Here is a 24,849-nt window from a genome sequence, read left to right as displayed (position 1 = left end):
TTGGTCAGGTTGGTCAGGTCAGGAGGAACTGTCCGCCAGCGCCGGCTCTCCGGCCGGCGCGGCCGGCTCCTCGGTCAGGCCGCGCCGTTCGTGGAAGCGGCGCAGCGGGCCGGGAGCCCACCAGGCGGCGCTGCCGAGCAGCGTCATCACCGCCGGCACCAGGAGGCAGCGCACGACGGTGGCGTCGATGAGTACTGCGACGAACAGGCCGAGGCCGATCTCCTGGATCTGCCCCGTCTTCGCGGTGGCGAAGAACGCGAACACGATCAGCATCAGCAGCGCCGCGGAGGTGATCACCCGGCCGCTGCGCTGCAGGCCCCGGCGTACCGCCGTGTCCGGATCGGCGCCCTCGGCCCGGTATTCGCGGATCCGGCTGAGCAGGAAGACCTCGTAGTCCATGGACAGGCCGAATCCGAAGGTGAACACGATCACGATCATGTACGGGTTCAGCCCGCCGACCACCAGCATGCCGAGCGGACCGGCCAGATGCCCGTGCTGGAAGACCGCCACCAGCACGCCGAAGGACGCGGAGAGCGAGAGCGCGTTCATCAGCAGGGCCTTGATCGGGATGATCAGCGAGCCGGACATCAGGAACAGCAGGATCACCATGGCCAGCACGGTGATGCCGGCCGCCAGCGGCAGCCCCGACTCCAAGCGGTCGTTCAGATCGATCAGGTTGGCCGCGTCGCCGGCCACCCAGGACTGGACGCCGGCCGGACGGTCCGCCCTGAGCCGTTCCACCAGCGCCCGCGCGGCCGCGGTCTGGTCGTCGCCCTTGACCGCCAGGATCACCGTGGACAGGTGCGGGTTCACCGCCGTCGCCGGTTCCACCCGCAGCACCTCAGGGTCGCTGCGCCACTGGGCCGCGTAGGCGTTCAGCGACGCCGTGTCGGTGCGGGCGACGACCTCCACGCCGGGCTGCGAGGTCAGGCCGAACTCGCCCGACAGCTCGTTGGCCACCTGCACCGACTCCAGGCTCTGCGGCAGGGCCTCGAGCTGCGGGACCTTGATCACGGTGCCCAGCAGCGGCGAGGCGATCGCCAGCAGCAGCGCCAGGCACGCGATCGTCATGATCAGCGGCCGGCGCTGGGTGATCCGGGCGAGTCCGGCGAAGAAGCCGTGCTCGGCCGGGTCGTCGACGCCCGCGGCCGCCGCCGCGGCGGCCTGCCGGGCGATCTGCTTTTGCGAGGGCTTGACCCGCGCGCCGCACAGGCCGAGCATCGCCGGGGTGAGCGTCAGGGAGGCCAGGATCGCCACGGCGACCGTGCTGATCGCGGCCACGCCCATGATCCTGAGCGGTCCGATGTCGAAGGCCAGCAGGCTGGTCAGCGCCGCGGCCACGGTCAGGCCGCTGAACAGGATGGTGCGTCCGGCGCTGCGCCAGGTGCGGGCGACCGCCTCGGCCCGGTCGTCGGTGCGGGTCAGCTCCTCGCGGTAGCGGACCACGAGCAGCAGCCCGTAGTCGATCGACAGGGCCAGGCCCAGCAGGCTGACCACCGTGACCGCGTTCCCGTCGAGCTGGAACAGGCCGGACAGGCACATCAGGATGCCGAACCCGCCGGCCACGGTGCCCAGCGCGGCGAGCACCGGCAGCGAGGCGGCGACCACCCCGCCGAAGATGAACACGAGCACGACGAGGGTCACCGGCAGGGACAGCTCCTCGGCGCGGGTCAGGTCGCTCTGGATCGCGTCGTTGGCCTCGTCGCTGATCAGGTCGCCGCCGCCGATCAGCACCGTGGATCCGGGCAGCGCGGTCGAGAGCTGCTGCATCCGGGCGCGCGAGTCGGTGTAGGGCAGGTACTGCGAGTCCGCCTTGTCCAGCACGACGGTCAGCGACAGGGCCTTGCCGTCCTGGGCGATCGTCGGGCCGGTCACCGACTTGACCCCGGTGATCGCCCGCGTGTCGGACTCGGCCGAGGACAGCGCCTGCTGCGTGGCCGGCGCGTTCGGGTCGACCCCGTTGACCAGCACGTAGTAGGTGATGCCGTAGTCCACGCCGTTCTGGATCGCGTCGCTGGCCTGCGCCGACTCGGTGCCCGAGAGCGTCGTGCCGTTGCTCAGATCGCTGAAGACCGGGCCGATGGCGGCCCCGCCTCCGGCCATCACGACCAGCCAGACGATCAAGATCCACCGGTACCGGCGGAAGCAGAACAGTCCCATTCGTGTAAGCATGCTGTTCAGGATCCGGCAGCCGACCCCCTCCGGTCAGTACCGCCCGATGCCGTTTCCAGCTGTACCTAGGTACAGCTGGAAACGGGAGTCTGCCGGATTTCCGGCCCTGACACGGTTCACTAGGGTTGTGCCCATGACGCCGACCGGGACCCCAGAGGGCTGCGACGACGGTCCGCGGCCCGATCCGCGGCCGGAGCCGGAGCAGTCCGCCGAAGAACAGCACCAGCGGCAGGCACCCGCCCGGGGCGCGAGCCCGCGGCACCTCGCCTCCACGGCGTTACGCGCTCCGCTCACGGCCGCCGCATGGCGCGAGACCTTCTTCATCGCCTCGGGTCTCCCCGTGGCCCTGGTGACCTCCACGACCGTCCTGACGCTCGCCTCCGTCGCGCTGGCCCTCCTGCCCACGACCGTCCTGGCGCTGCCCTTCCTCGCCGCGCTCTACTGGTGCGGGCGCCGGTTCACCGGATGGCAGCTGGCGCGCTTCCGCGCGTTGCTCGGGGTCGACATCCCGCCCCCGCCGCCGGCCGAGCGGCAGCCCGTCTGGTGGCGGTCCGTCTGGGTCGCGACGAAGTCCGCCGGCAACTGGCGCCGCCTCGCCTACCACGCCCTGTCGCTGCTGGTCGACGGGCTCGGCTGCACGATCGTGCTGGGTCTGTGGCTCGCCGGGGTGGTGTTCGGCACGATCGCGCTGTGGTCGTGGGCGTGGCCGGCCGGGTACGGGTTGTTCGGCTACTCGGTGCACGGCGTGGGCCGGATCGTGGCGCTGACCGTGTGCGGGCTGGCAGCCCTCCTGCTGGCGCCGTGGGCCGCGCAGGCCGCCGTCCGGCTCAACGTGGCGCTGGCGCACGGGCTGCTCTCGCTCAGCGGCAAGGACCAGCTGACCCGCCGGGTCGAGACGCTCACCCAGAGCCGCACCGAGATGATCGACGCCGCGGACGCCGAGCGCCGCCGGATCGAACGCGATCTGCACGACGGCGCGCAACAGCGCCTGGTCTCCCTGGCCCTGAATCTGGGCATGACGCGCACCACCCTGACCGAGGTGCCCGAGTCGGTGCGCACCGCGATCGAGCAGGCCCACGACGAGGCCAAGCTGGCCCTCGAGGAGCTGCGCGACTTCGTCCGCGGGCTGCACCCGGCAGTGCTCGACGAGATGGGCCTGGACGCGGCCCTGTCCGGGATCACCGCCCGTTCCCCGGTGCCGGTGCGCCTGCTGGTGGAGCTGCCCGAACGGCCGCCGCGCGCGGTGGAGACGGTCGCCTACTTCGTGGTCTCCGAAGCCCTGACCAACGTGGCGAAGCACGCCCAGGCCCGCCGGGTCGACATCGTGGTCGAACAGGACGGCGGCCTGCTGCGGGTGATCGTGTCCGATGACGGCCGCGGCGGCGCGGACCCGAGCCGCGGATCCGGACTGCGCGGCCTGGGCCAGCGGGTGCGCTCCCTGGACGGGACCATGTCCGTCGACAGTCCGGCCGGCGGCCCGACACTCCTGGTGGTGGAACTGCCGTGCGCATCGTGATCGCGGAGGACTCGGTCCTGCTGCGGGCAGGGCTCGAGCGGCTGCTGGACTGGGCCGGATTCGAGGTGGTCGGCTGCGCCGGGGACGCCGAACGGCTGCTGGCCCTGGTCGAAGAGCACCAGCCGGACCTGGCCATAGTCGACATCCGGATGCCGCCCACCTTCACCGACGAGGGGATGCGCGCGACCCTGACGCTGCGTCAGCGGTGGCCGGAGGTGGCGGTGCTGGTGCTGTCTCAGTACGTGGAGGAGCGCCACGCCACCGACCTGCTGACCCGGGACACCGCCGGGGTCGGCTACCTGCTCAAGGACCGGGTCGCGGACGTGGAGTCGTTCATCGAGACCCTGCGCCGGCTCGGCGACGGCGGCACCGCGCTGGACCCCGAAGTGGTGGCCCAGCTGCTGGTGCGCAGCAAGGCCCGCAATCCGCTGGGCGAGCTGACCGAGCGCGAGCTCGGCGTGCTCTCGCTGATGGCGGAGGGCCGGTCCAACTACGGCATCGCGAGCAAGCTGGTGATCAGCGAGAGCGCGGTGGCCAAGCACGTCAAGAGCATCTTCATGAAGCTCGACCTCACCATGACCGACACCGACCATCGCCGGGTCCTGGCCGTCCTGCAGTTCCTGGCCCCGTAGCCCGGCCCCGAACCCCGGGGCGGGAAGTACCGCGCAGCATGCTCGAAATCGAAGGAGCAGCGATGTCTGTACACGTTTCCGGACCGCCGTCCGGGCGCAGGCGCCGGGGGGCCGCGGTGTGCGGCGCGGCGGCACTGGGCCTGCTCGCCGCCGGTGCGGCCGGGTGCGCCGCCGTCACCGCCGGGCCGACCGACCAGACCGATCAGCACAGCAGCTATCAGCACACGATCTCCAAGGTCGAGCTCACCGTGGACTCCGGGAACATCTCGTTGTCCGCCGGGAACTCGGGCGCGGAGAGCATCTCGGCCCACCTGGAGTGGAACAAGACCAAGCCCTCCGTCTCGGAGTCCTGGAGCGGCAGCACCCTGGTGATCAAGTCCAGCTGCCCGAGCCAGTCGCACTGCAGCGTCGACTTCACCGTGCAGGTCCCGGCGGGAACCGAGGTGAGTTCCCGCACCACCGACGGCGATCTGTCGGTGCAGGATCTGACCGGGGGCCTCGACGCCACCGTCGGCACCGGCGACGTCAACCTCGCCGGGGTCGGCGGGCGGATCCAGGTCGGCTCGGACACCGGGACGGTCACCGGGACCGAACTCGCCGCCGGCGCGGTCACGGTCCACGGCGACACCGGGGACGTCTCGCTCGGCTTCGCGAACGCCCCGGACACCGTCTCCGCCGTCACCAGCACCGGCAACGTCACCGTCTCCGTCCCCGGCGGCTCGGCCGGCTACCAGGTGACCGCCGAGGCCCAGACCGGGCAGCGCACCGTCAGCGTGCCGGTCGACTCGGGCAGCTCGCACACGATCACGGCCCGGACCGGAGACGGCGACGTCACAGTGAGCTGAGCCGGACGCGGCCGGACGGACCGGGCCGCGCCCGTCTCCTCGCGGATCCGCCGCGCAAGCCGCAGCGGATTTCCGGGCAGGGACACTAGCGGGAGGGGACGAGGTCCCGCCCGTGCAGGATGAACTGGTGCGCCTCCCGCAGCGCCCGGCCCGGATACACGCCGAGCTCGTTGGACAGGATCCGGCAGCCGTCCTGGTACACGCTCATCGCGTCGCCCTGGCGGCCGCAGCGGTACAACGCGGTCATCAGGTGGGCGCGCAGCCGTTCGTGCAGCGGGTGCCGCACGACCAGGCCGGAGAGCTCGGAGACCAGCTGGCTGTGCCGGCCGAGGGCCAGATCCGCCTCGATCCGGTTCTCCAGCACCGCCATCCTCGCCTCCTCCAGCCGGTCGGCCTCGGCGTCGATCAGCGACTGGCTGACGTTCGCCAGGGCCGGCCCGCGCCACAGGGCCAGCGCGGCGCCCAGCAGCTCGGCGGCCGTCTCCGGGCGGCCCAGCCGCAGCGCCTCACGGCCCTGCGCGGCGTACCGCTCGAACAGGTCGCTGTCCAGGACGCCGTCGCCGGTCTTGATCAGGTAGCCGGGATGTTGACGGAGTATTGCGGTTCCCGTACCGAATCTCTTGCGCAACCGAGAAATGTAGGTGTAAAGCTGTGATGTATACGTTTTCGGCGGGCTTTCACCCCAGAGGAGGTCCAGCAGCACCGCGTCGGACACCGTCCGACCCTTTGCCAACAGAAGCGCCGCCAGCACCGTGCGCTCCTTCGGGCCGTCGATGGGTATCTCAGAGCCCATGTCCCACATCTCCACCGGGCCGAGGATGCGAAATTCCATGTCGCGTCGAGGCCTTCCCCTAAATATCAAATGGCGAGACGCGCGCGTCGGGTCAACAGACTAGTCCCCCCCGTTCGCACGCCTGGAATCCACTAAAGCCGACCCGGCGTGTTCGAACCGCCTTCTGCGGCCGGAAAGAGCTGCCATGGCAGAACGCTGCCACTTGAGCCGGCGAGTCGCGCCCACTCCGCTCGCGGTCGGTGGCGGTACGCTCGCGGCCGGTGGTCAGCGGCGGCGCGTCAAGGTGCGTGCGCCGACTCCCGGTTCGTCCCATTCCGGCGGGTAGTCCCGCGCCGGCCGGGGCTCGGGCGCGGCCCGGTTCTGCGCGCCGGAGTCCCGTACGGCGGAGTCCCGCACGGCGCCTGGGCGCGCGGAGCGGAGCGTGGCCGGGCTGACCCAGCCGCGGGCGGCGACCTCGATGGCGAGCTCGAACCGGGACTGCGCCTCGACCCGCTGCATCAGGTCGGCGACCCGGCGGCGCAGTGTGCGCACCGAGATGCCCAGCAGCCGGGCGACCGCGTCGTCCTTGTTGCCGGTCGCCAGCTGGCGCAGGATGGCCCGGTCCAGCGGGCTGCACTCCTGCGACTCGTCGTCCGAGGCCGGCGCCTTGGCCTGGATCCAGTAGGACTCGAACAGGGCGCGCAGCGCGGCGACCGTGCTGGCGTCCCGAATCAGCAGCGCGCCGCGCGCGGGATCGTCGGAGACCAGGGCCACGCCGCCGTCGACCACCAGCATGCACAGCGGCAGTTCGGGGGCGATCCGCGCCTCGGTGCCCTCGGGGGCGATCCGCAGCTGGTACGGCGCCCGGACCGGCACGGGCCCGGACCCGGCCGGTTCCGCGCCCTCCGTCTCCGAGTCGGAGTCGGCCTCGAAGGTCTCGATGTCGAGGGCCGCCGAACCGGTGACCGCGTCCTCGAGGCCGGCGCCGGGTTTTTCCGGACCGGCCTCCTCCGGTGCGCCGTCCGGGAGCGGGTGCCCCTGCGCGTCGGCGGGCGCCGACTCGTCGAAGCCGGCCGTGGCGTACACCGACTCCGGGTAGATCGCCCGGATCCGCACCCCGGGCCGGGCCGCCGCCTGGTTCAGCATCCGGTCGGTCAGGGCGGCGCAGTCGGGGTGCGCCGGCGTCGGCGGGAAGGCCAGGATCTCATCGCGGGCCTGGAACACCAGAACCTGAACGGCCTGATGTACCGCGGACAACCCGGTCAGCCGCTGCGGCGGATGCTCCGCCGTCTCCGACGCGGTGCTCACGCCCGGCCCGGCCGCCATCGACAGCAGGACCTCGCAGTTGCGCTGCAACTGCCGCCAGCGCTCGTTGACCACCGCGATCTCCTCGGTCAGCATGCGGTGGATGGCCAGGGCCGGATGATCGCCGGTGTCCGCCGTCCGCCGCGTGCCGGAGGCCGAGGCCCCCGGGCCGGCCGGCGGCGAATGAGCCGCGGCGGTCTCGTCCCCGTTCGGAGGCTGCGTGGAACTGACTGCCATGGTTCTTCCCCCAGCTTTGAGCGTTGGATTCCCCGCCGGCGAACGGCAGTCAGCCGGCCCGGCCCTGTATCGCTTCAAGCAGAGCGGATCACGATTCTGATTGTACCGCAGTGTACGCACGCGGCGTACGGAAAACGAAATACCACAGCAACGCTAAGAACCCGACATTCGATGTTTCCCCGGGGTTGCCGGACATGAATTCACATTCGTGTTTCGCGTTTGAAAAGAAGGGAGATAAAAGGCCTTGTTCACCACCCCTGATCATGCCGATTCCACGTGCGGACAAGGATCCTCCGGGTGTTCCCGGCCGGTCACCGCAGTCGGGAGAACAGATGCGCCAGCAGCGTTTCCCGCTCCGGCACCAGGTAGAAGTGATCACCGGGGAACACGCGCAACTCGAACCCGCCGAGGCTCAGTTCCGCCCAGGCCCGGGCCTCGTCCAGGGTGCAGCCGGGGTCGGCCAGGCCCGTGTAGGCGACCACCGGCACGCTCGTCTTGACCGGCTCGGCCGGGCAGTAGGCGGTGACCAGCCGGTAGTCGGCCCGCAACGAGGGCAACGCGATGGCCCGCATCTCGGGCAGGTCCAGCAACCCGTCGTCCACGCCGCCGAGTTTGCGCACCTCGGCCACCAGATCGTCGTCGGGCAGGTCGGCGAGGTTCTCCTCGAACGGCAGGTGCGGGGCTCTGCGGCTGGAGACGAACAGCCGGACCGGCGGGCGGCCGGCGGCCTCGAGCCGGACCGCGACCTCGTACCCCACGGTGGCGCCCATGCTGTGGCCGAACAGCGCGATCGGCCGGTCGAGCAGCGGCTCGAGCGCGGCGGCCACCGGATCGGCGAGCTGCTCCATGGACTCGGCGAAGGGATCGCCGTACCGGTCGTGCCGGCCCGGATAGCGCACCGCGAGAAGTTCCACGTCCGGCGGCATCAGCTCGGCCCACGGCTGGAAGAAGGACGCCGTCCCGCCCGCGTGCGGCAGGCACACCAGGCGAAGCCGGGGCCGGGCCACGGGTCGCAGCACCCGCAGCCACCGGTCAGTCATGGGGTCAGGGTATCGGCTCATCGCCCCGATTCCGATCCGGCCTCAGCCCGAGGGCGTGGCCATCGCGACCGCGACCTTGCGCGGCCCGGTGAAGGATTCACGGCCGTGCGCGACGCGCATGTTGTCGACCACGAGCACATCCTCGGCCCGGTAGTCGAAGCGGGTGCGAGCCGCCTGGTAGCAGCCCCGCAGATGCTCCATCACGTCGTCCGGTATCCGGCCGCCGTCGCCGTAGTACGTGTTGGTCGGCAGGTCCTCGTCGGCGAAGAAGGTGCGCAGGCCGGTCTGCACGTCAGCAGCCTGAGTGGTGATGTGGAAGAACGTCGCGTGGTTGAACCAGGTCTCCTCGCCGGTGACCGGGTGCCGGTGGACGGCGTCGCGCACCGCGCGGGTGCGCAGGCCGCCGCCGTCGCGCCACTCCAGCTCGATGCCCCGGCCGGCGCAGTACCGCGCGACGGCGTCCCGGTCTTCGGTGTTGAACACGTGCTGCCACTGCACACCGAAGTCGGGATGAAAGTTGCGCACCACGGTCCATCGCCGCCGGCGGAACTCCTCGCGCACATCCGGGTCGATCGACCGGTAGACCTCGCCGATGTCGGCGAGCGGTGTGGCGCCGAGGGTGAGCGGGGCGGTGATGCAGTAGAAGTAAAGCGTCAGCGGCCACACGGCCTGATACGAGTTCTCGTTGTGCAGGAAGATCTCCTCGTTCGGCGGGTAGTCCGTCGAGGTGTAGACCTGGCCCTTGATGGTGCTGCGCGGCGAGGAGCGCTCGGAGTAGGTCAGCGGCGCGCCGGAGAGCTCCCGCACGACCGCGTCGAACCCGTCCACCCCGCCGATCTCGAACCCGCGCAGCAGCACCGCGCCGCGTTCGACGAGCAGCTTGTGGATCTCGTCGTGCTCGGCCCGAATCCGGCCGGTGACAGACTCCTGTGATCCGGCGGCCTCGACCACGGCCGGCAGCATGCGCTCGGTCATCGGGACATCGCCACCAGCACCCGCCGCTCGCCGGCATACGGCCGCCGACCGTGTCCGACCAGAACGTTGTCGATCAGCAGCAGGTCGCCGGCGTGCCAGTCCACATCGACGGCGGCCGCCAGCCCCCGGTCGCGCACCTGGAGGACGTACTCGGCCGGGATCGGGCTGCCGTCGGCGAAAGTGACCGACTGCGGCAGCTCCTCGGCCGGCATCACCTTCGCCAGCGCCAGCGCGGTCTCGTCGCCCAGCGCCGCGGGATGCCACTGATCGGACTGATTGAACCAGACCTCCGTGCCGGTCACCGGATGGCGAGCGGTGGACGGCCGGATCTGGCTGATCCGCACACCGTTGCCGATCCACTTCCATTCGGCCCCGGACTCGGACAGGAAGGCCTCGACCTCGTCGCGGTCCACGGTCTCGAAGGTGTCCTGCCAGCTCTTGCCCAGGCCCGCGCCGCCGTGCAGGTTCTGCTGGTAGCGCACGCCGCCGGCATACGCCTCGCGCACCTGCGGATCGAGCTCCTCGAGCCAGCGGGCCGCGTCCACCACCGGTGTCGCACCGCCGCTCGCGGCTGCCCGCTCGCAGTAGAAGGCCAACCGGGACGGCCACGCCGCGGCGTAGGAGAGCTCGTTGTGCATGGAGATGGTGAACTCGGCCGGGTACTCGGTGGAGGTGTAGACGTTGCGCCCCACCTTGGTGCGCGGGGAGTTGCCGTGCACGTAGGCCAAGCGGTTCGGCAGCATCAGGTCGAGCACGGCGCCGAGCTGCTCCGTGCTCACCTCGAACTGCCGGAACACCAGAGCCTTGTGCTCGGTCAGCAGTGCACTGAGCCGGTCGCCGTCCCCGAGATAGCCGAGCAGACCGCCATCCCCTCCGGTGTCACCCACCGTGCCCGGAGAGATTGTCAACGGCTGCCACGAGCCGGCCTCGCTGATCATGGGACTCCTCACGACAACCCCGACTTTCCGGCAGTGTCGCTCGGGCGCCTATATATCTTCGATACTCGCGCAGCGGAGTCTGTCATCCTGGTGTCACCCCGGGGAAGATCGGCCACTGGGTCGTCTGCTGGTCGGAAGGAGCCTGATGAGCCAGTATTTTCGGCTGGCAGACGTGGCGTTGTGGAGCCCGTCGAACGGCGCATCGGGGTTGTTCTTGCAGCAGGCGAGCGTATTCGAGGCCCAGATCGGTATGACCTCAGGGATCGGCCCGATGGAGGAGGACGAGGCCGAGGTCGACGGCGCCCTCCTCGGAGAGTTCGTCAGCACATTGTTGGACTGGCGCAGCCGCACGAACCACACCGTCATGACGGCGCTCTCCGACGGCTTCATCGCCACATGCGTCGTCCTGGCCGAGCGCGCCGGTGCCAGCTTGCGCTGGCCGGAGCCGTTGACCGCCGCGAGCAGCCTGCACGATGTGCAGGTCGGTGCCGAAACGGGGTTCGGCGACGGATGGCAGGGCAGCGTACGCGAACAAGCGGCGCTTCTCGCTAGGGCCATGTGCCGCTGAATGCGCTCCCGTCGCGGCCAGCCGTTGGTCTCAGACGTCTCCGTCGCTATTCGTTGGCCCCTGCGATGGCGGATACGCGAGACTGAAGCGATCCGAACGCGGGAGGTGCGTGGTGAAGTTCAGCGAGCTCGAGGCCGCACAGCGCGAACGCGAGCGGTACCACGCGCTGTCCGTCCCCGAGGGACAGTGGATCGTCATCCGCGTGGACGGCCGGGGGTTCACGTCCCTGACCAATGCGCACTTCGGCAAGCCCTTCGACGACCGGTTCGGCGAACTCATGGCCACCACGGCCGCTGCGATGATCGAGGAGTTCGCCGGCCTTTACGTCTACACGCAGAGCGACGAGATCTCCTTGCTCCTGGCGCATTCTGACGGCTCCTTCGGCCGGAGCGTGGAGAAGCTCGTCTCGCTCAGCGCCGCCACCGCAAGCGCCGCCTTCACCCACGCTGCCGCGCAAAGCGTCTCCTTCGACTCGCGCATCTGGACCGGTGACGCAGTAGGCGACGTCGTCGACTACTTCGCCTGGCGCCAAGCCGACGCCCAGCGCAACGCCCTCAACACCTGCCTCTACTGGGCGCTTCGCCAGAACGGCCTGACCGCGCGGCAGGCGCAGCGTCGCATGGAGGCAATGGCCCGCGGCGCCAAGGAGGAAGCCCTGGCCGACTACGGTCCCGCGTTCGAGGAGCGCCCGGCATGGCAGCGGCGCGGGGTCGGCATGTGGTTCGAGACCGTGGAAAGGGACGGATACGACCCGCGGGATCAAACGCGCGTGACGGTGATCCGCCGCCAGCTGCACCGCGAACCGGACCTCCCGGGAGGCACCGAGTACCGCGATATGGTTGCGGCCCTCACCGGCGGCGGGTTTCCAGCATCCTGCCAAGCCGAAGAACGCCGCGACAGCCTTGCCCGCGTCGGCACGCAGCTCTAACCCGACTTGATGATCGGCTGGGTGTTCGTGAGGCCTGATGGCCTGCCGGGTCGGGGTGGTCGTCGGGGTGTGGTCGGGCGCTTCGCGCCGCCCGGGTTTGCTGCCACCCGCCCACCCGTGGCGTTGGCGGCGCGGGCTGGGGTTTCAAGATCGAAAGGCGCCGCTGGCAAGCCCTTCCCTCGGAGAGAGATGCCGGGGTTGCGTGGGTGCTGGCGTGACGGGGCGGGTTGGGATTCGGGGTGGTGGGGTTGCGGGGGTGTGCTCTCTCCTCGGTCGGTCCCCGGAGGCAATCAGGAACCTGCCGGGAGGTCAAGCGGCGGTGGTTGTCGATGGTGGTGGATTGTGCAGGGCGCCGCTTGACCTCCCGGCAGAACCCTGATCGGGCTTCGCCTGCCCGACCGAGGAGAGAGCCCACCCCCTGGGGGAGTGGTGTGAGCTGCGCTCGGGCCCGGGTCCCGTCCTGTGGCCCGAGCGCGCTCCATGCGGAACGATTCTGCATCATCCTGATCCGACCAATTCGATCCCCGACCCGCGCGAAGGGATCCCGCGGCCCGTCCACGCTCAACACGGAAGAATTCTGCATCGCCCTCGTGCGATTCACCCGGTGTGCCCGCAGCGCGCAGGGTCGCGCGGCTCGGTCGCACTCCGAGGACTCTGCTGGCGAAGTCGTGGTCTGATTTTGTGGCAGGCTGGGTGGTCGTGTCGGCTGGGTGATTGAGGGGCTTGTGGTGTTTCGTCCTGTGCGGGCTGGTGGGGTTCCGGCGGCGACGGCCGCGTTGGCGTGGGCGGTGCATCCGAAGGGCACGGGCGAGATGCGGGTGCGTGATGCGCTCGGGCCGTTGTTCGCCGATGAGGATTTCGAGCACGAGCGGTTCGCCGGGATGTTTGCGGCGCTCGGCCGGCCCGCGCTTTCGCCGGGGTTGCTGGCGATGGTCACGGTGTTGCAGTTCCTGCACAACCTCTCGGACCGGGAGGCGGTGGTGGCGATGGCGGACCGGATCTCGTGGAAGTACGCGCTGGGCCTGGATGTGGCTGAGACCGGGTTCGACGCGTCGGTGCTGGCCGAGTTCCGGGCCCGGCTGGCCGAGCCGGGGCGCGCGGACGCGCTGCTCGATACCGTGCTGGACAAGCTCAAGGCGGCCGGGCTGGTGCGCGCGGGCGGGCGGGCGCGTACGGACTCGACGCATGTGCTCGCGGCGGTGCGCTCGCTGGGCCGGGTCGAGATGCTCGGCGAGAGTGTGCGTGCGGCGCTCGAGGAGATCGCGCGGGTCGCTCCGGAGCGGGTCGTGCCGCTGCTGGCGCCGGGGTGGGAGGAGCGGTACGGGCGCAAGGTCGAGACCTCCCGGCTGATCGGGCGCGGGCGGGGCAAGGCCACGATGGAGGAGTTGGCCGGGCGGTTCGGCGCGGACGGCTCGCTGCTGCTCGAGACGCTTAAGGCGGACCCCACGGCCGGGTGGGTCCTTAGGCTGCCGCAGGTACGGCTGCTCGCCCAGGTCTGGGAGCAGCACTTCGAGCGGAGTGAGGGCGGCGGATGGGTGCTCAAAGCCGTCACCGACCTGCCGCCCGCGGCCGAGTTGCCGATCTCTCCGTACGACCCGGATGCCCGCTACGCGGTCAAACGCGCGAGCGGGTGGGAGGGAGGCAAGGTCCACCTGACCGAGTCCTGCGACGAGGATCTCCCGCACCTGGTCACGGATGTCGCCACGAGCGCGGCGACCGTGCAGGATTCCGCGCAGACAACTGATATCCAGGAACGGCTCCTGGCGCGCGGGCTGGGCCCGGGCGTGCATGTGATGGACGCCGGGTATCCCACCGCCGCGAACCTCATCGCCGCGGCCGGCCACGGCATCACCCTGATCGCGCCGGTCACCGTCTCGAGCGGGCGGGGCGCGAAGACCGGGACCTTCAGCCCGGCGAGTTCGAGATCGACTGGGACACCGGGCGCGCCCGCTGCCCGGGCGAGAAGGTGAGCAACCCGATGCGCGGGCAGAAGAACGGGCTGGTCGCCTTCAGCTTCTCCCGCCGCGACTGCACACCCTGCCCGCTACGCACCGCCTGTCTGAGCGCGCCGGCCCCTCGGCCACGCGTGCTGGTCGTTCACCCCGCGAGCCCTACGAGGCCCGCATGAACGCGATCCGCACCCAGCACACCCCAGAATGGCAGAAGGTTTATAACCAGCGCGCCGGTATCGAGGGCACCATCTCCCAGGCCGTACGCATCAGCGATCTACGCCACTCCCGCTACCGCGGGCTCCCCAAAAACCACCTCCAAAACGTCCTGACCGGCATCGCGATCAACATCAGACGCCTCGGCGCGCACTACGCGCCCACCCAGACCAAACCCCGCCGACCCACCCGTATACAAGCCCTCTACGACACCCACCACATCGGCAAACCCGCCTAACCAAACCACCCCCGACTTCGCCAGCAGAGTCCCCCGAGGGGAAATCCTGCACCGTCTTCGGCCTCACCCCTGACGTCATCTGCCCATCCACCCCGTCCACCTCCCTCCCGACGCAAGCCCCGATTCCTCGTACGCTTCCATGCTAGCCGCCGCCACCGACAAAAACCGTGAATCCGGCCTTTACCTGTTATAGAGAATTCCGGATACTTCCGGGGAACTCGGGCGCGCTCCCCGGCGTTGGAACAGTAGAGAACAAAAGAGCGGCCCAGAACGGTGATGCAGGATTCTTCCGGATCGAGCGCGGCCGGGCCACGGGACGGGATCCGGCCCGAGCGCAGCTCGCACCACTCCCCCAGGGGGTGGGCTCTCTCCTCGGTCGGGCAGGCGAAGCCCGATCAGGGTTCTGCCGGGAGGTCAAGCGGCGCCATGCAAGATCCAGCATCAACGGAGGCCGTCCGCCGCTTGACCTCCCGGCAGGTTCCTGATTGCCTCCGGGGACCGACCGAGGAGTCTTCCTGTCCCCTTCCGGTGACGCCTTGACGGCGTGAAAATGGGCTTGTGCCCGCCGCCTGTGTGAGGTCGAGTTCTCTTGGGTTTCGTATCCCGTCGAGGAGTCTGACACGGGCTGCTATCCGGGGCTGTGACTTGTTGCTTCGAGCACGCCGGCGAGACTTGGCGTTCCTCGGGTGGCCTGTCGGGTGGCGGGCACGGGGTGCCGGCTCGGGGGAGCGCGGGATCGCAAGGAGGCCCTGATGGGCGATCAGATGATGGTTTGGCGGGATGAGCAGGAAGCCGACGGGCGTGTCGAGCGGGTGGCAGCGCTCGATATCGCCAAGGCGTCGGCGGTGGTGTGTCTGCGGGTGCCCGGGGCCGGTGCGCGGCGGGTGCAGCGGACCTGGAAGGTGGCCGCGCTCACCTCGGCGATCAACGAGTTGGGCGACCTTCTGGTGTGTCAGGGGGTGGAGTTGGTGGTGATGGAGGCGACCGGGGATTACTGGCGGCCGTTCTTCTACCTGCTCGAGTCCCGTGGGCTGCGGGTGTGGCTGGTCAACGCCCGGGATGTGAAGAACGTGCCGGGCCGGGCCAAGACCGACCGGCTCGATGCGGTGTGGCTGGCGAAGCTGGCCGAGCGCGGGATGCTGCGCGCCTCGTTCATACCTCCCCGGCCGGTGCGGGAGTTGCAGGACCTGACCCGGTTGCGCGAGGTGCTGGTCGGTGAGCGCACCCGGTACCGCAACCGGGTGGAGAAGGTCTTGGAGGACGCGCTGATCAAGCTCTCGCTCGAGGCCTCGGACCTGTTCGGGGTCTCCGGGCGCGCGATGCTCGATGCGCTCGTGAGCGGGCAGCGCTCCCCGGCGGTGATCGCGGACCTGGCCCGGGGCACGCTGCGCAACAAGATTCCGGCGCTGCGCAAGACCCTCGAGGGCCGCTTCACCGAACACCACGCCTACCAGCTGCGCCTGCTGCTGGCCAACAACGACCGCCTGGACGCGCAGATCGCCGAGCTCGACGCCGAGATCGAGCGCAGGATCCGGGACCTCGAGGCGGGCGGCCCCCGGCCCCCGGACGGTATGGGCGTGCTCGAACGCCTCGATGAGATCCCCGGGGTCGGGCGCGCCTGCGCGCAGGCGATCGTCGCGGAGATCGGCCTGGACATGAGCGCCTTTCCCACCCCCGGCCACCTCGCCTCCTGGGCGAAGCTGACCCCGCGCGCCATCCAGTCCGGGTCGAAGAACACCCACGGCCCGACCGGGAAAGGCAACCGGTGGCTGAAAGGACCCCTCGGACAGGCCGCCAACAGCGCCAAACGCGGCCAGACCTTCCTCGGCGCCCGCTACCGCCGGCTGATCAGACATATGCCGAAGAAGAAGGCGCAGACCGCCATCGCCCGCAACATCCTCGAGATCGCCTGGCACCTGATCAACGACCCCGCCCTACGCTTCCGCGACCTCGGACCCGACTGGCACGAACGCCACCTCAACCAGGCCCGCGCCACCCGCAACCACCAACGCGCCCTGGAAAACCTCGGCTACACCGTCACCCTCACCCGGGCATAACAGGACACGAACACTAAACCCCCGGGGCCAGCCGGGGCGCTTCGCCATGCCCTCGAACAGTTGTATTTTCCGGCGAGAGAGCACGCCCCCGCTACCTCACCATCCCGAACCTCAGCCCGCCCCTCCAACGGCAGCAGCCACGCAGGCCCGGCACTCTCTCCGAGGAAGGGCCCGCCGGCAGCGATTTTCGTCTTGAACTGCAGCCCGTCTCGCCCACGAGCACCCAGCCGATCATCAATTCGCAGTAGGGCCGCCAGCTGGCTCCAAGATGTCATTCCTTGTCGCGCACTCGTCGCCGACGGAACGCGATGTAGGCCACCGACGCGCCCGCCATCAGGACGAAGGAGAGTGGCCAGAGCACCCGCCGCGCGGTGTCAGACCTGCTCGACGCGGACAGGACCGGGTCGAACCGACTGCTCGCCGGGATCGGCGTGCTCGCCTCGGACGAGGATGTCGCCGGCGTGGGCGAAGAGGTTGAGGGCGAGGGCGATGGCGACGCCGAGGCCGATGCCGCAGGGCTCGAATGCGCGGCCGTCGGGGTGCTCTTCGCGGGTGTGGGGGCCTTGGCAGAGGTCTTCGATGTGGCGGACGTGCCCGAGCTCGGCTTGCCTCCCTTGCCCGACGTGCTCGAACTGCCCCCGATGACGAACGTCGTCTGGAAGTCCGGGGTGTCGAGGTCGGCGTCGATCGGAGCGCCGGCCGCGTTGACGAGCTCGTAGGCCCAGGCGTCCTGGAAAAAGACGTGATACGTCCCCGCGGGCAGAGAGGAGCGCAGCGACAGCTGGAACTTGAGGGTCATGGACGCGTGAGGCTTCAGGGGCAGCCAGTTCGACAACGAGCCGAGGTCCCATTCGTATTGCCCGGTGGAGTTCTCCACGCTCGTGGGCGACTGCCAGGAGCCGGTGGCCGGGTTGAACCACTTCACAGCGTTGTTGCTGGCCACGTACGCGCTGTTGTCCGAGGGGAGCCAGACCGTCAGGAGCGTGCCGTCCACGAGCATCGTGTCCGACGAGGTCTGGCTTATCGTGTCGCTGAAGGAGTACGTGCTCCCCGCGTGAGCCGTCGAGGGCGCACTGATCGAGCTCTTCAGCGTCCCGACCGTCGGCCACGCCGTGCCCGCCCACCCCTGCGCCGGCGCCAAAACCACCGAAGCCGCCGCAGCTGAACACACCGCAACGAAGCCAGCTAAACGCCGCATCGACTCGCACTCTCCGATCACTGCGGCGGCCCGACGCCACCCCACGGCACGTTGACGTCAGCGCGAGCACAGCGGTTCCCGGCGGGTCCGACCTGGCACGCCGTCACTCCCCGTCGGCGCGCTCATCTTGGTTCGAGCCCTGATGAGGTCCGGCTTATTCGGGGCGAATCAGTCCTATATTGATAAGCCAGGAACACTCGGCCCTGTGTAATGGGGTCTCAGTACCGATAGCATGCGCGCCAGTCCCGGCGAGTCCGGGTCCGCGGAACCGCCCGATGGAGTTTCGGAAGTGGTCTGCGACGTGTACCTTCCAGCCGCCCGGGAGAGCGACCCGCCATGGCCAGATCCTCCTTACGTCCCGGTACCACCCCGGCCCTGATCGCCGCTGTGCTGACCATCGGGCTGGGAGTGCTCTTCGTTATAGGCGCGCTATGGGTGCGGAGCAACACCGCCGACTGCGGCGGTCAGACCATGCAGCAGGGCGACACCTGCGTGATCACCTACCAAGGCAGGACCACCGACGCCGACCTGGCCGGCCAGCAGGCCAACAACAAGCGCGAGGCCCTCATCCTCGACGTGGCCGGTCCGCTGTTCATGATCCTCGGTGGATACCGGCTCAGCAAGGAGGTCCGAGTGCGCAGGGCCCGCGCCGCCGCGCCGGCCGGAGAGCCCTTGGCCATGGCCGGCGCCGGCCCCCTGCCCGGCGACGGCGAGTTCGCCGTGTCTGCCAATGCGGCCCCGAACGGCGTGGCCGAGTACAACGGCTCGCCGCATCAGGCCCGGCCCAGGCAGTAGTCGTCGGACATTCGCGTCGCGGGCCGGGCAACTGCCCGGCCCGCGACGCGGATATCTGCCTAGTACTCCCCGCGCGGAGTCGGAGTGAATCAGTTCTCGACGGCCGGACTGACGGCGGCGATGAAGCCGTCCGGGTCCTGCAGGCTCACCATGAGGCTGTGCACGGGCGGCCTGAAAAACAACATGCTGGATCGGCGCGGCAAGTAGGCCGGCGGATCGAACTGAAGTCGGACGAAGTTGTCCGGCGGGCCGTTGACCAACCAGTGGCCGTTTCGCCCGTGCACGCCGGTGGTACCGCGCACCGGCGCACCGGCGCGGGCTGCGTGGCGCACCGATGACCGGGGCACCGTCAGCTTGAAACCGACCGCGTGCACCCTGAGCTCTGTCTCCCCTGCCTGGACGCCGGATTTTCCGGGGCCACCACCGAACAGGGTGTCGAGCGTGCGGGTCAGGCGGGGGACGATACCCGTATCGAGGTAGCAGAGCGGGTACCAGTTCGAGTCATGGGCCTGCTGGGTCCTCACATCGTCAGGCTACGGCATCACACTCGCGCCCGACCACCCGAAATTCATGCTCGCTGAGTAAGGGCTCTTTGTCAGCGGCATACGGAATCTCGCGAGTTCACCGTCAAATGATCTCTCCTATCGGATTGAGCGCGGCGGAGATGCGAGCGAGCCGTGCGGGCGGCAGGGCGCCTGGAGTGCGAAAGGCGTACCTGCCGTCGCACGTCCACACACCTTGGTCGTCGGCCTGCCAGTGGGCCGGGCCGGCTTGGCCCTGCCCGTCGAGCAGGAGTGTGGCGGCCCGTTCGGGGTCATCGACTTGGGTGCGTGCGGCCAGAGCCTCCGCCACGGACGCGACCGCCCTTCCGTCGATCTGGTCGTCGCCAAGGGCGGGCAGCAGTAGGAGCAGCCGGGCATGCGGATCCTGGGTGCTGCCACCGGGCAGCGTGTTGAACGCGGCCGCCTCGAGCTCATGCCAGCGCAGTCCCGGGCCGCGGAAGTGGCCGTCGTCGATGGCCAGCATTTCGGCCTGCTCCCAGTCGGGGTGGTGCGCCAGATAGTCGATGCCTGACTCGTCCGGGAAGGCGCGGTAGACGATGTAGAGCCGGTGACGGTCGGCGAGGGGCACGGTGAACACCGACCAGTCCTCACCCTGCAGTAGGTCACTGTTGAGTCCCGCGGCGTCGTCATAGTCGGCGCCGAACAAGGCTTCCTCGGCCTGCTCGCTCTGCACGCACCCGTAAAGGTGTCCAACCACGAACAGGTGCTCGTTGAGCAGTTGCGGGCGATGGATGAACGGCCCGCCCTCGTACCCTGGGATGTCGAGTGGCGGCAGCTCCGTGTTCGCGATCATGTCGCGGTGCCTTGTTGCGACTTCCACACGGCGAAGGCCAGTGCGAGCCCGTCCGTTGGTTAAACTCCTGAAGGCTGTTAAGCCGGCGCCGGAGGAGTCTGGAGGTCGTTCCCGATGAGCGCCCTCGCAGAGTTCGTCGCGTCCTTCGCCAAGACCGGGCGTATCGGGCCGCTGCGTGTGGGGATGGAGGCGACTGGGCTGTCGGCTGCCTTGGCGGATCTCGGCCTGGCCTTCGAGCCGCCGCCCGAGAGGGCGGAGTTCGCCGCGAGGTTCGAGAGTCTCGAAGTCAGCGTGAGCGAAGGCCGCGTAATCCTTCTCGGTCTGGACCATGACGGAGACCTCGTGCTCTCGGTGCCTCCATCGCTGTTGGACGCCCCGGCCTCGGAGGGCTCGCGGCTGGCGCGTAGTGAGATGGTGAAAGCCCTCAGTCGTGCTGACTGTGCTTGGGCCGTCGATGCAGCGCTCACGTTCCCTGGTCACCAGAGCGCCATCCGCACGGCCATCGGAGCGTCCCTGGTCTTTGCCGCTCCAGACCTGGATGTCACAGAGCCGGATGCCGTGCCCGACGAGGAGTACTTGGCATCCATCTACATGAGCTTCGCAAGGGGGACATGATGATCGGCTCGGGCAGCATTACATGAGCGCGATTGAGGACATTGACGCGTTCATCCGCATCGTCAAGACCCACGACGGGACCGTCAACTACCACGAGGACCCGCCGGACGCCGCGCTGATCGAGGAGGCCGAGCAGATCCTTGGTGTGACCTTCCCACCCTCCTACCGGCACTTCCTTGCCGAGATCGGCGGGTGTGACATCGAGGGCGAGGAGTTCTACGGCCTGTTTCGCCGCCGCGATGACCCACAGCAAATCATGGGGACCGCGAGCTTCTCGCTCCAAGAACGCCAGGATTCCCAGATGCCGGCCACGATGCTCGTCCTCCAGTACGACGGCATGGGCGGAATCTACGTCCTCGACACCGCCCAGACAGACGCTGACGGCGAAGCTCCCGTGCTGGTCTACCTGCCGCCCTGGGTGACCAACGGTCGACCGCTCGAATACATCGCATCGAGCTTCGGGGCGTTCGCCCTCAGGAAGGCCCGCCGTGTGATCGGGCGGTGACCGGCCGGTGGTGCCTCGGCAGATGTCTGGCTTCAACGTACGCGTGCGGCCGAACCCTCGCGCGGACGCAGACCCGACCGCGCCGCCGGCCCCGCCACAGGCCGGCAGCGCCGTCAACGTCATCGACAAGGAGAGCGGCGGAGTCACCTACTGGCCCGGCTGGCCGGCGAACGTCGTCGCGGCCGCCGCCGAGTCATGCCTTGCGGCACCTAGGCTCAGTTTCCCAACCGTGCGACCAGATCGTCGACCGAGACCTCGAAGTGCGCCAACCCTCGTGCGTCGGTGTAACCGATCGAGTGGTTCACGGCGATCATGTAGCTGTTGTCCGCCGCGGTCGTGGTCGCCACCTGCTTTATCTCGGGCCGCTCCGCCATCAGGCGGCGCATCATCTCGGCCTTGATCGCCCGGCCGAGTCCGTGGCCGCGGTGTTCCTTCAGCACGGCGGTGTCGATCTGCTGGGCGAGGTCGGGCGCCGAGGGTCGGACGACGATCTCCGTGAAGCCGGCGACCTCGCCGGTGGCCTCGTGGACGGCGATGGCGATCCGGTAGTCCTGCCCGGCCGCGGCGAACGAGGCCTCATCCTCGCGGATGCGTTCCGGCGTCCATTCCATCTCCTCCCAGTCCGAGTCCTGGGCCGGCTTGTCGGCGATGGCGTTGCGCGCCACGGTGTAGGAGGGCATGAGCTCCTCGGGCGCCGGACCCGACCAGCTCTGCAGGCGGTACCCGTCCGGCGCGGGGACGTCCCACAGCGTGCGATCGACCGACGGGACCTCGAGCGTCTGCATCAGCCCGGGGAGCGTGCAGACCGAGCCGAGTGCCACGGCGAAGCGCTCGCCGTCGGAGCCGTCGGAGCCGCCGGTGGTGACGTTCATCGCCATGATGCGCGTCCTCCCGGCGGCCTGGACCGCCGGGAGGACCGCCTTGAGGAACGCGGTGCCGATCCCCTCGCGGCGGCGGCCGAGGTCGACTTCGAGGGAGACGAACGCCGTCTCCGTGTTCTCCTGCTCGGGGAACGACACCATCCCGAAGCCGACCAGGCGGCCGGAGTCGTCGCGGGCCAGCCAGAAGTTGCGGCTGGCCAGGGCCGCAGCGTCCTTCTTCGTCATCAGCTCGAGCGTGGACGCCAGAGTGGGCAGCGGAGATCCGACCCGATCGACGGCGTGCATGCGCGCACGCATCTCGGCGATCGCCGCGTAATCCGCGTCGGTCGCGGTGCTCGAATCGAATGGTGCGAACTCCACGTCGGCAGCCCCTACCTAGAGAGATGACAAGATGACAAGCGGCGCACAGCTTGTCGGAGCAATCAGGGCCCGTCAACCGGATTGTTTTCGGCGGGTCGTCGCGGGACGCTGCCGGTGGCGACGCCAGGCGTCACAAAGTGCTTCTATTCGGACGTGCCAGCACTGCCCCGCCGGCGTACTGCGCGGAAGCGCCGAGCTCCTCCTCGATCCTGATGAGTTGGTTGTACTTCGCCGTGCGGTCGGACCGGGACAGCGAGCCGGTCTTGATCTGGCCGCAGCCCGTCGCCACCGCGAGGTCCGCGATGGTGGTGTCCTCCGTCTCGCCGGAACGATGCGACATCACGACCGTCCATCCCGCGCGGTGCGCGGCGGCGACAGTGCCGAGGGCTTCGGTGAGGGTGCCGATCTGGTTGACCTTGACCAGAATCGAGTTGCCGACGCCGGTGCGGATGCCTTCGCGCAGCAGGTTCTCGTTGGTGCAGAACACGTCGTCGCCGGTGAGTTGGCAGCGGTCGCCGACGCGGGCGGTCAGCTCGCGCCAGCCGTCCAGGTCGTCCTCGGCCATGGGGTCCTCGATGGAGACGATGGGGTACGTGTCGATCAGCTTCGCCAGGTAGTCGGCGTGCTCACTGGACGTACGGCGCACACCCTCGCCCGCGTACACGTACACACCGTCGCGGAAGAACTCTGATGACGCCGGGTCCATGATCAGGCCGATGTCCGTGCCGGGCTTGTACCCGGTGCGCTCGACGGCCGTCATGATGAAGTCGAGCGCCTCCTCGGCGGTACGGAGCGCGGGCGCGAAGCCGCCTTCGTCGCCGACGCCGGTGGCGTGCCCGGCGGCCAGCAGATCGCGCCGCAGCGTGTGGAAGATCTCTGAGCCCATCCGGACGGCCTCCGAGAAGTTCTCCGCACCGATCGGAGCGATCATGAACTCCTGGAAGTCCAGCGGGTTGTCGGCGTGGGCGCCGCCGTTGACGATGTTCATCATCGGGAGGGGAAGCAGGCGGGCGTCGGCGCCGCCGAGGTAGCGGTAGAGCGGCTGGCGGTGAGCCGCGGCAGCGGCCTTCGCGGCGGCGAGCGAGACGCCGAGGAGCGCGTTGGCGCCGAGCCGGGACTTGTCCGGCGTGCCGTCCAGCGCGACGAGCGCGGCATCGAGCCCTGCCTGATCGTCGGCGTCGCGCCCGACCACTGCGGCCGCGATCTCGTTGTTGACGTGCGCGACCGCGCGGTCGACGCCCTTGCCGTGCCAGCGCTCGGCGTCTTCGTCGCGCAGTTCCACGGCCTCTCGTGCGCCGGTGGAGGCGCCCGAGGGGACGATGGCGCGGCCGAGGGATCCGTCGGCAAGGAGGACGTCGGCCTCGACGGTGGGATTGCCCCGGCTGTCGAGGACCCTGCGGGCGGTGACGGAACGGATGTCGGTGGACTCGAGTGCGGTGGAAACCATGGGAGGTCCTTCGCGTTGGCGGACGCCGCGGCCCTGCTGCGACAACGCTGGCGCGTGCCGCGACAGCGCAGACTCTACAGCAATGCTGTGCAGTTGTGCTGTTCAGTTTGTCTGTGCAGTTTGGCTGTTCAGCTTGCCTGTCCAATTAAGCTGCGCAGATGGCGCGTACGGCCACACGGGTGATCACCGGTTAAAGTGCCCTATGCCCACCGCCGAGACCGCTGCCGTCGCCACCGAACTGCGTACCGCGATGGGCAAGCTCACCCGACGCGTGAAGCACGAGGACCACATCCCGCTCGGCCAGGTCTCCGTGCTCGGCACCCTCGACCGCGACGGGGCCATGACCACCAGCGACCTGGCCGCGGATCACCGGGTCCGCCCCCAGTCCATGGCGCGAGCGGTCGGACTCCTCATGGACCAGGGGCTCGTCGTGCGCCGGGCGCATCCCACGGACGGCCGCAAGTCCCTGCTGGAGCTCTCCCCGGCCGGCCACGCCGCGCTCGAGGAGGAACGCGGGCGCAGGGCGGGCTGGCTCGCCCAGGCCATCGAACTCGAACTCACCGCCGAGGAGCGCGAAGTGCTCGCGCGCAGCGCCGTCCTGATGGAGCGCCTCGCCGCACGTTAAGCCGCGCACGTTAGGCCTTAAGTTAGGCCGCACGAGTGCCGTCAGGTCGCGGGGGAGAGGTCTGCGGCGCTGCGGCGGGCCAGGTCGTGGGCCTCGGCAAGAGACGTCTCGTGCAGGGGGAGTAGGTGCTTGAGAGGCTCCATGATCGGTGCGTAGGTCAATTCCGGTGCGATGGTGTGGACGTCGAGGCCCAGTGCGTCGCCGAGGATGGTCTCCACGGCCGGGATGAGGAAGTCCTTGCCGTGCTGCGGGGTGCCCGGGCCGTAGCCGCCGCCGCGGGCGGAGACGAGGATGGCCGGACGGCCGGAGGCAGGATCTGACCCGCCGGTGGCGAAGGTCTTTCCGGGGATCATGATGTGGTCGAGCCAGGCTTTGAACACCGACGGCATCGAGTAGTTGTACATCGGGACGGCGAGCAGGTAGGCGCTCGCGCCCAGGAACTCCGCGACGAGTTCGTCCTGCAGTTCGGCCGCGGCCCGCTGTTGAGGGGTGTGCCGGTCGGCGGGGATTGTGCGGGCGGTGATGCCGGCGGCGTCGAGGTGGCCGAGCGGGTTGCGGGCCAAGTCGCGGGTGACGATGCGTCCGCTCCAGTTGCTGGCGAAGGTGTCTGCGACTCGCCGGGAGAAGGAGGCGTCGCCGGAGGCGGAGGAATCGATACGCAGAAGGTAGGACATGATCG

General features: G+C 69.5%; 24 protein-coding genes. 12 read left to right on the top strand and 12 right to left on the bottom strand.

The window, feature by feature from the left end; genetic code table 11:
* Positions 1–18 precede the first annotated feature (18 nt).
* Positions 19–2,172 (bottom strand): MMPL family transporter, encoded by a 2,154-nt coding sequence (locus ACTRO_RS15395; RefSeq protein WP_034263757.1) that lies wholly within the window; start codon positions 2,170–2,172, stop codon positions 19–21.
* 133 nt (positions 2,173–2,305) lie between these two features.
* Here ACTRO_RS15395 and ACTRO_RS15390 point away from each other — a divergent pair, with 133 nt between their 5' ends.
* The 3 genes from ACTRO_RS15390 (at position 2,306) to ACTRO_RS15380 (ending at position 5,165) form a co-directional block, all read left to right on the top strand.
* Positions 2,306–3,688 carry a sensor histidine kinase gene (locus tag ACTRO_RS15390; protein ID WP_084316282.1) on the top strand — a complete coding sequence of 461 codons (1,383 nt, stop codon included), beginning with the start codon at positions 2,306–2,308 and terminating at the stop codon, positions 3,686–3,688.
* On the top strand, positions 3,676–4,320 hold the full coding sequence (locus ACTRO_RS15385; protein ID WP_034263754.1) for a response regulator transcription factor: 645 nt from the start codon (positions 3,676–3,678) through the stop codon (positions 4,318–4,320). Before ACTRO_RS15390 ends, ACTRO_RS15385 begins: the two co-directional genes overlap by 13 nt.
* A 62-nt stretch (positions 4,321–4,382) precedes the next feature.
* Positions 4,383–5,165 carry a DUF4097 family beta strand repeat-containing protein gene (locus ACTRO_RS15380; RefSeq protein ID WP_157436228.1) on the top strand — a complete coding sequence of 261 codons (783 nt, stop codon included), beginning with the start codon at positions 4,383–4,385 and terminating at the stop codon, positions 5,163–5,165.
* A gap of 85 nt (positions 5,166–5,250) precedes the next feature.
* Here ACTRO_RS15380 and ACTRO_RS15375 read toward each other — a convergent pair whose 3' ends face one another.
* The 5 genes from ACTRO_RS15375 to ACTRO_RS15355 all read right to left on the bottom strand — a co-directional run bounded on the left by ACTRO_RS15375 (position 5,251) and on the right by ACTRO_RS15355 (position 10,432).
* The gene (locus tag ACTRO_RS15375; RefSeq protein WP_034263750.1) at positions 5,251–5,997 is read right to left on the bottom strand and encodes an AfsR/SARP family transcriptional regulator; all 747 of its coding nucleotides are present in this window, start codon (positions 5,995–5,997) and stop codon (positions 5,251–5,253) included.
* 225 nt (positions 5,998–6,222) lie between these two features.
* Positions 6,223–7,479 carry a helix-turn-helix domain-containing protein gene (locus ACTRO_RS43355; RefSeq protein WP_051450881.1) on the bottom strand — a complete coding sequence of 419 codons (1,257 nt, stop codon included), beginning with the start codon at positions 7,477–7,479 and terminating at the stop codon, positions 6,223–6,225.
* 311 nt (positions 7,480–7,790) lie between these two features.
* On the bottom strand, positions 7,791–8,519 hold the full coding sequence (locus ACTRO_RS15365) for a thioesterase II family protein (protein ID WP_034263748.1): 729 nt from the start codon (positions 8,517–8,519) through the stop codon (positions 7,791–7,793).
* A 42-nt stretch (positions 8,520–8,561) separates the two neighbouring features.
* A complete protein-coding gene (locus ACTRO_RS15360; protein ID WP_051450879.1) occupies positions 8,562–9,494 on the bottom strand; it encodes a TauD/TfdA family dioxygenase in 933 nt (310 codons plus the stop codon).
* Positions 9,491–10,432 carry a TauD/TfdA family dioxygenase gene (locus ACTRO_RS15355; RefSeq protein ID WP_211244264.1) on the bottom strand — a complete coding sequence of 314 codons (942 nt, stop codon included), beginning with the start codon at positions 10,430–10,432 and terminating at the stop codon, positions 9,491–9,493. The genes ACTRO_RS15360 and ACTRO_RS15355 overlap by 4 nt, the downstream gene beginning before the upstream one ends.
* Positions 10,433–10,577: 145 nt before the next feature.
* Here ACTRO_RS15355 and ACTRO_RS15350 point away from each other — a divergent pair, with 145 nt between their 5' ends.
* The 5 genes from ACTRO_RS15350 (at position 10,578) to ACTRO_RS15330 (ending at position 16,388) form a co-directional block, all read left to right on the top strand.
* Positions 10,578–11,000: a DUF6086 family protein gene (locus ACTRO_RS15350; RefSeq protein ID WP_034263746.1), complete on the top strand. Its 423-nt coding sequence runs from the start codon at positions 10,578–10,580 to the stop codon at positions 10,998–11,000.
* Positions 11,001–11,112: 112 nt separating this feature from the next.
* Positions 11,113–11,928, top strand: coding sequence for a tRNA(His) guanylyltransferase Thg1 family protein (locus ACTRO_RS15345; RefSeq protein ID WP_211244263.1), 816 nt, complete (start codon positions 11,113–11,115; stop codon positions 11,926–11,928).
* 812 nt (positions 11,929–12,740) lie between these two features.
* On the top strand, positions 12,741–13,898 hold the full coding sequence (locus tag ACTRO_RS15340; RefSeq protein ID WP_051450878.1) for a transposase: 1,158 nt from the start codon (positions 12,741–12,743) through the stop codon (positions 13,896–13,898).
* 154 nt (positions 13,899–14,052) lie between these two features.
* The gene (locus tag ACTRO_RS45690) at positions 14,053–14,331 is read left to right on the top strand and encodes a transposase (protein ID WP_051450877.1); all 279 of its coding nucleotides are present in this window, start codon (positions 14,053–14,055) and stop codon (positions 14,329–14,331) included.
* A 752-nt stretch (positions 14,332–15,083) separates the two neighbouring features.
* The gene (locus ACTRO_RS15330) at positions 15,084–16,388 is read left to right on the top strand and encodes an IS110 family RNA-guided transposase (RefSeq protein WP_211244262.1); all 1,305 of its coding nucleotides are present in this window, start codon (positions 15,084–15,086) and stop codon (positions 16,386–16,388) included.
* A gap of 271 nt (positions 16,389–16,659) precedes the next feature.
* On the opposite strand, the gene ACTRO_RS47220 is transcribed toward ACTRO_RS15330, so the two are convergent.
* The gene (locus ACTRO_RS47220) at positions 16,660–17,535 is read right to left on the bottom strand and encodes a hypothetical protein (RefSeq protein WP_157436226.1); all 876 of its coding nucleotides are present in this window, start codon (positions 17,533–17,535) and stop codon (positions 16,660–16,662) included.
* Positions 17,536–17,922: 387 nt separating this feature from the next.
* Here ACTRO_RS47220 and ACTRO_RS15315 point away from each other — a divergent pair, with 387 nt between their 5' ends.
* A complete protein-coding gene (locus ACTRO_RS15315; protein WP_034263741.1) occupies positions 17,923–18,381 on the top strand; it encodes a hypothetical protein in 459 nt (152 codons plus the stop codon).
* An 89-nt stretch (positions 18,382–18,470) separates the two neighbouring features.
* Here ACTRO_RS15315 and ACTRO_RS15310 read toward each other — a convergent pair whose 3' ends face one another.
* Both ACTRO_RS15310 and ACTRO_RS15305 read right to left on the bottom strand, forming a co-directional pair.
* Positions 18,471–18,905: a hypothetical protein gene (locus tag ACTRO_RS15310; protein ID WP_034263738.1), complete on the bottom strand. Its 435-nt coding sequence runs from the start codon at positions 18,903–18,905 to the stop codon at positions 18,471–18,473.
* 103 nt (positions 18,906–19,008) lie between these two features.
* The gene (locus ACTRO_RS15305; protein WP_034263736.1) at positions 19,009–19,737 is read right to left on the bottom strand and encodes a hypothetical protein; all 729 of its coding nucleotides are present in this window, start codon (positions 19,735–19,737) and stop codon (positions 19,009–19,011) included.
* A 114-nt stretch (positions 19,738–19,851) separates the two neighbouring features.
* On the opposite strand from ACTRO_RS15305, the gene ACTRO_RS15300 reads away from it, so the two are divergent.
* Both ACTRO_RS15300 and ACTRO_RS15295 read left to right on the top strand, forming a co-directional pair.
* Positions 19,852–20,352 (top strand): hypothetical protein, encoded by a 501-nt coding sequence (locus tag ACTRO_RS15300; protein WP_034263735.1) that lies wholly within the window; start codon positions 19,852–19,854, stop codon positions 20,350–20,352.
* 22 nt (positions 20,353–20,374) lie between these two features.
* The gene (locus ACTRO_RS15295) at positions 20,375–20,857 is read left to right on the top strand and encodes an SMI1/KNR4 family protein (RefSeq protein ID WP_034263733.1); all 483 of its coding nucleotides are present in this window, start codon (positions 20,375–20,377) and stop codon (positions 20,855–20,857) included.
* 215 nt (positions 20,858–21,072) lie between these two features.
* Here the strand turns inward: ACTRO_RS15295 and ACTRO_RS15290 are convergent, their stop codons facing one another.
* Both ACTRO_RS15290 and eno read right to left on the bottom strand, forming a co-directional pair.
* A complete protein-coding gene (locus tag ACTRO_RS15290) occupies positions 21,073–22,098 on the bottom strand; it encodes a GNAT family N-acetyltransferase (RefSeq protein ID WP_034263731.1) in 1,026 nt (341 codons plus the stop codon).
* Positions 22,099–22,228: 130 nt separating this feature from the next.
* Entirely contained in the window at positions 22,229–23,545 is a 1,317-nt protein-coding gene (gene eno, locus ACTRO_RS15285; RefSeq protein ID WP_034263727.1) for a phosphopyruvate hydratase, read from the bottom strand.
* A 202-nt stretch (positions 23,546–23,747) separates the two neighbouring features.
* Here eno and ACTRO_RS15280 point away from each other — a divergent pair, with 202 nt between their 5' ends.
* Positions 23,748–24,170 carry a MarR family winged helix-turn-helix transcriptional regulator gene (locus ACTRO_RS15280; protein WP_034263724.1) on the top strand — a complete coding sequence of 141 codons (423 nt, stop codon included), beginning with the start codon at positions 23,748–23,750 and terminating at the stop codon, positions 24,168–24,170.
* Between the two features lie 41 nt (positions 24,171–24,211).
* On the opposite strand, the gene ACTRO_RS15275 is transcribed toward ACTRO_RS15280, so the two are convergent.
* Entirely contained in the window at positions 24,212–24,844 is a 633-nt protein-coding gene (locus tag ACTRO_RS15275; RefSeq protein WP_034263722.1) for an FMN-dependent NADH-azoreductase, read from the bottom strand.
* Between the last annotated feature and the right edge of the window lie 5 nt (positions 24,845–24,849).

The organism is Actinospica robiniae DSM 44927 (assembly GCF_000504285.1).
In the GTDB taxonomy this organism is placed as follows: Bacteria; Actinomycetota; Actinomycetes; order Streptomycetales; family Catenulisporaceae; genus Actinospica; species Actinospica robiniae.
This window is presented reverse-complemented; position numbering and strand designations above follow the sequence as displayed.

What these genes read in the sequence shown, in the direction of transcription:
- ACTRO_RS15280 (WP_034263724.1), top strand. Translation starts at nt 23,748, where the DNA reads ATGCCCACCGCCGAGACCGCTGCCGTCGCCACCGAACTGCGTACCGCG.
- ACTRO_RS43355 (WP_051450881.1), bottom strand. Translation starts at nt 7,479, where the DNA reads ATGGCAGTCAGTTCCACGCAGCCTCCGAACGGGGACGAGACCGCCGCG.
- ACTRO_RS15375 (WP_034263750.1), bottom strand. Translation starts at nt 5,997, where the DNA reads ATGGAATTTCGCATCCTCGGCCCGGTGGAGATGTGGGACATGGGCTCT.
- ACTRO_RS15295 (WP_034263733.1), top strand. Translation starts at nt 20,375, where the DNA reads ATGAGCGCGATTGAGGACATTGACGCGTTCATCCGCATCGTCAAGACC.
- ACTRO_RS15330 (WP_211244262.1), top strand. Translation starts at nt 15,084, where the DNA reads ATGGGCGATCAGATGATGGTTTGGCGGGATGAGCAGGAAGCCGACGGG.
- ACTRO_RS15340 (WP_051450878.1), top strand. Translation starts at nt 12,741, where the DNA reads ATGCGGGTGCGTGATGCGCTCGGGCCGTTGTTCGCCGATGAGGATTTC.
- ACTRO_RS15350 (WP_034263746.1), top strand. Translation starts at nt 10,578, where the DNA reads ATGAGCCAGTATTTTCGGCTGGCAGACGTGGCGTTGTGGAGCCCGTCG.
- ACTRO_RS15300 (WP_034263735.1), top strand. Translation starts at nt 19,852, where the DNA reads ATGAGCGCCCTCGCAGAGTTCGTCGCGTCCTTCGCCAAGACCGGGCGT.
- ACTRO_RS15315 (WP_034263741.1), top strand. Translation starts at nt 17,923, where the DNA reads ATGGCCAGATCCTCCTTACGTCCCGGTACCACCCCGGCCCTGATCGCC.
- ACTRO_RS15305 (WP_034263736.1), bottom strand. Translation starts at nt 19,737, where the DNA reads ATGATCGCGAACACGGAGCTGCCGCCACTCGACATCCCAGGGTACGAG.
- ACTRO_RS15360 (WP_051450879.1), bottom strand. Translation starts at nt 9,494, where the DNA reads ATGACCGAGCGCATGCTGCCGGCCGTGGTCGAGGCCGCCGGATCACAG.
- eno (WP_034263727.1), bottom strand. Translation starts at nt 23,545, where the DNA reads ATGGTTTCCACCGCACTCGAGTCCACCGACATCCGTTCCGTCACCGCC.
- ACTRO_RS15395 (WP_034263757.1), bottom strand. Translation starts at nt 2,172, where the DNA reads ATGCTTACACGAATGGGACTGTTCTGCTTCCGCCGGTACCGGTGGATC.
- ACTRO_RS15390 (WP_084316282.1), top strand. Translation starts at nt 2,306, where the DNA reads ATGACGCCGACCGGGACCCCAGAGGGCTGCGACGACGGTCCGCGGCCC.
- ACTRO_RS15355 (WP_211244264.1), bottom strand. Translation starts at nt 10,432, where the DNA reads ATGATCAGCGAGGCCGGCTCGTGGCAGCCGTTGACAATCTCTCCGGGC.
- ACTRO_RS15275 (WP_034263722.1), bottom strand. Translation starts at nt 24,844, where the DNA reads ATGTCCTACCTTCTGCGTATCGATTCCTCCGCCTCCGGCGACGCCTCC.
- ACTRO_RS15365 (WP_034263748.1), bottom strand. Translation starts at nt 8,519, where the DNA reads ATGACTGACCGGTGGCTGCGGGTGCTGCGACCCGTGGCCCGGCCCCGG.
- ACTRO_RS15380 (WP_157436228.1), top strand. Translation starts at nt 4,383, where the DNA reads ATGTCTGTACACGTTTCCGGACCGCCGTCCGGGCGCAGGCGCCGGGGG.
- ACTRO_RS45690 (WP_051450877.1), top strand. Translation starts at nt 14,053, where the DNA reads ATGAACGCGATCCGCACCCAGCACACCCCAGAATGGCAGAAGGTTTAT.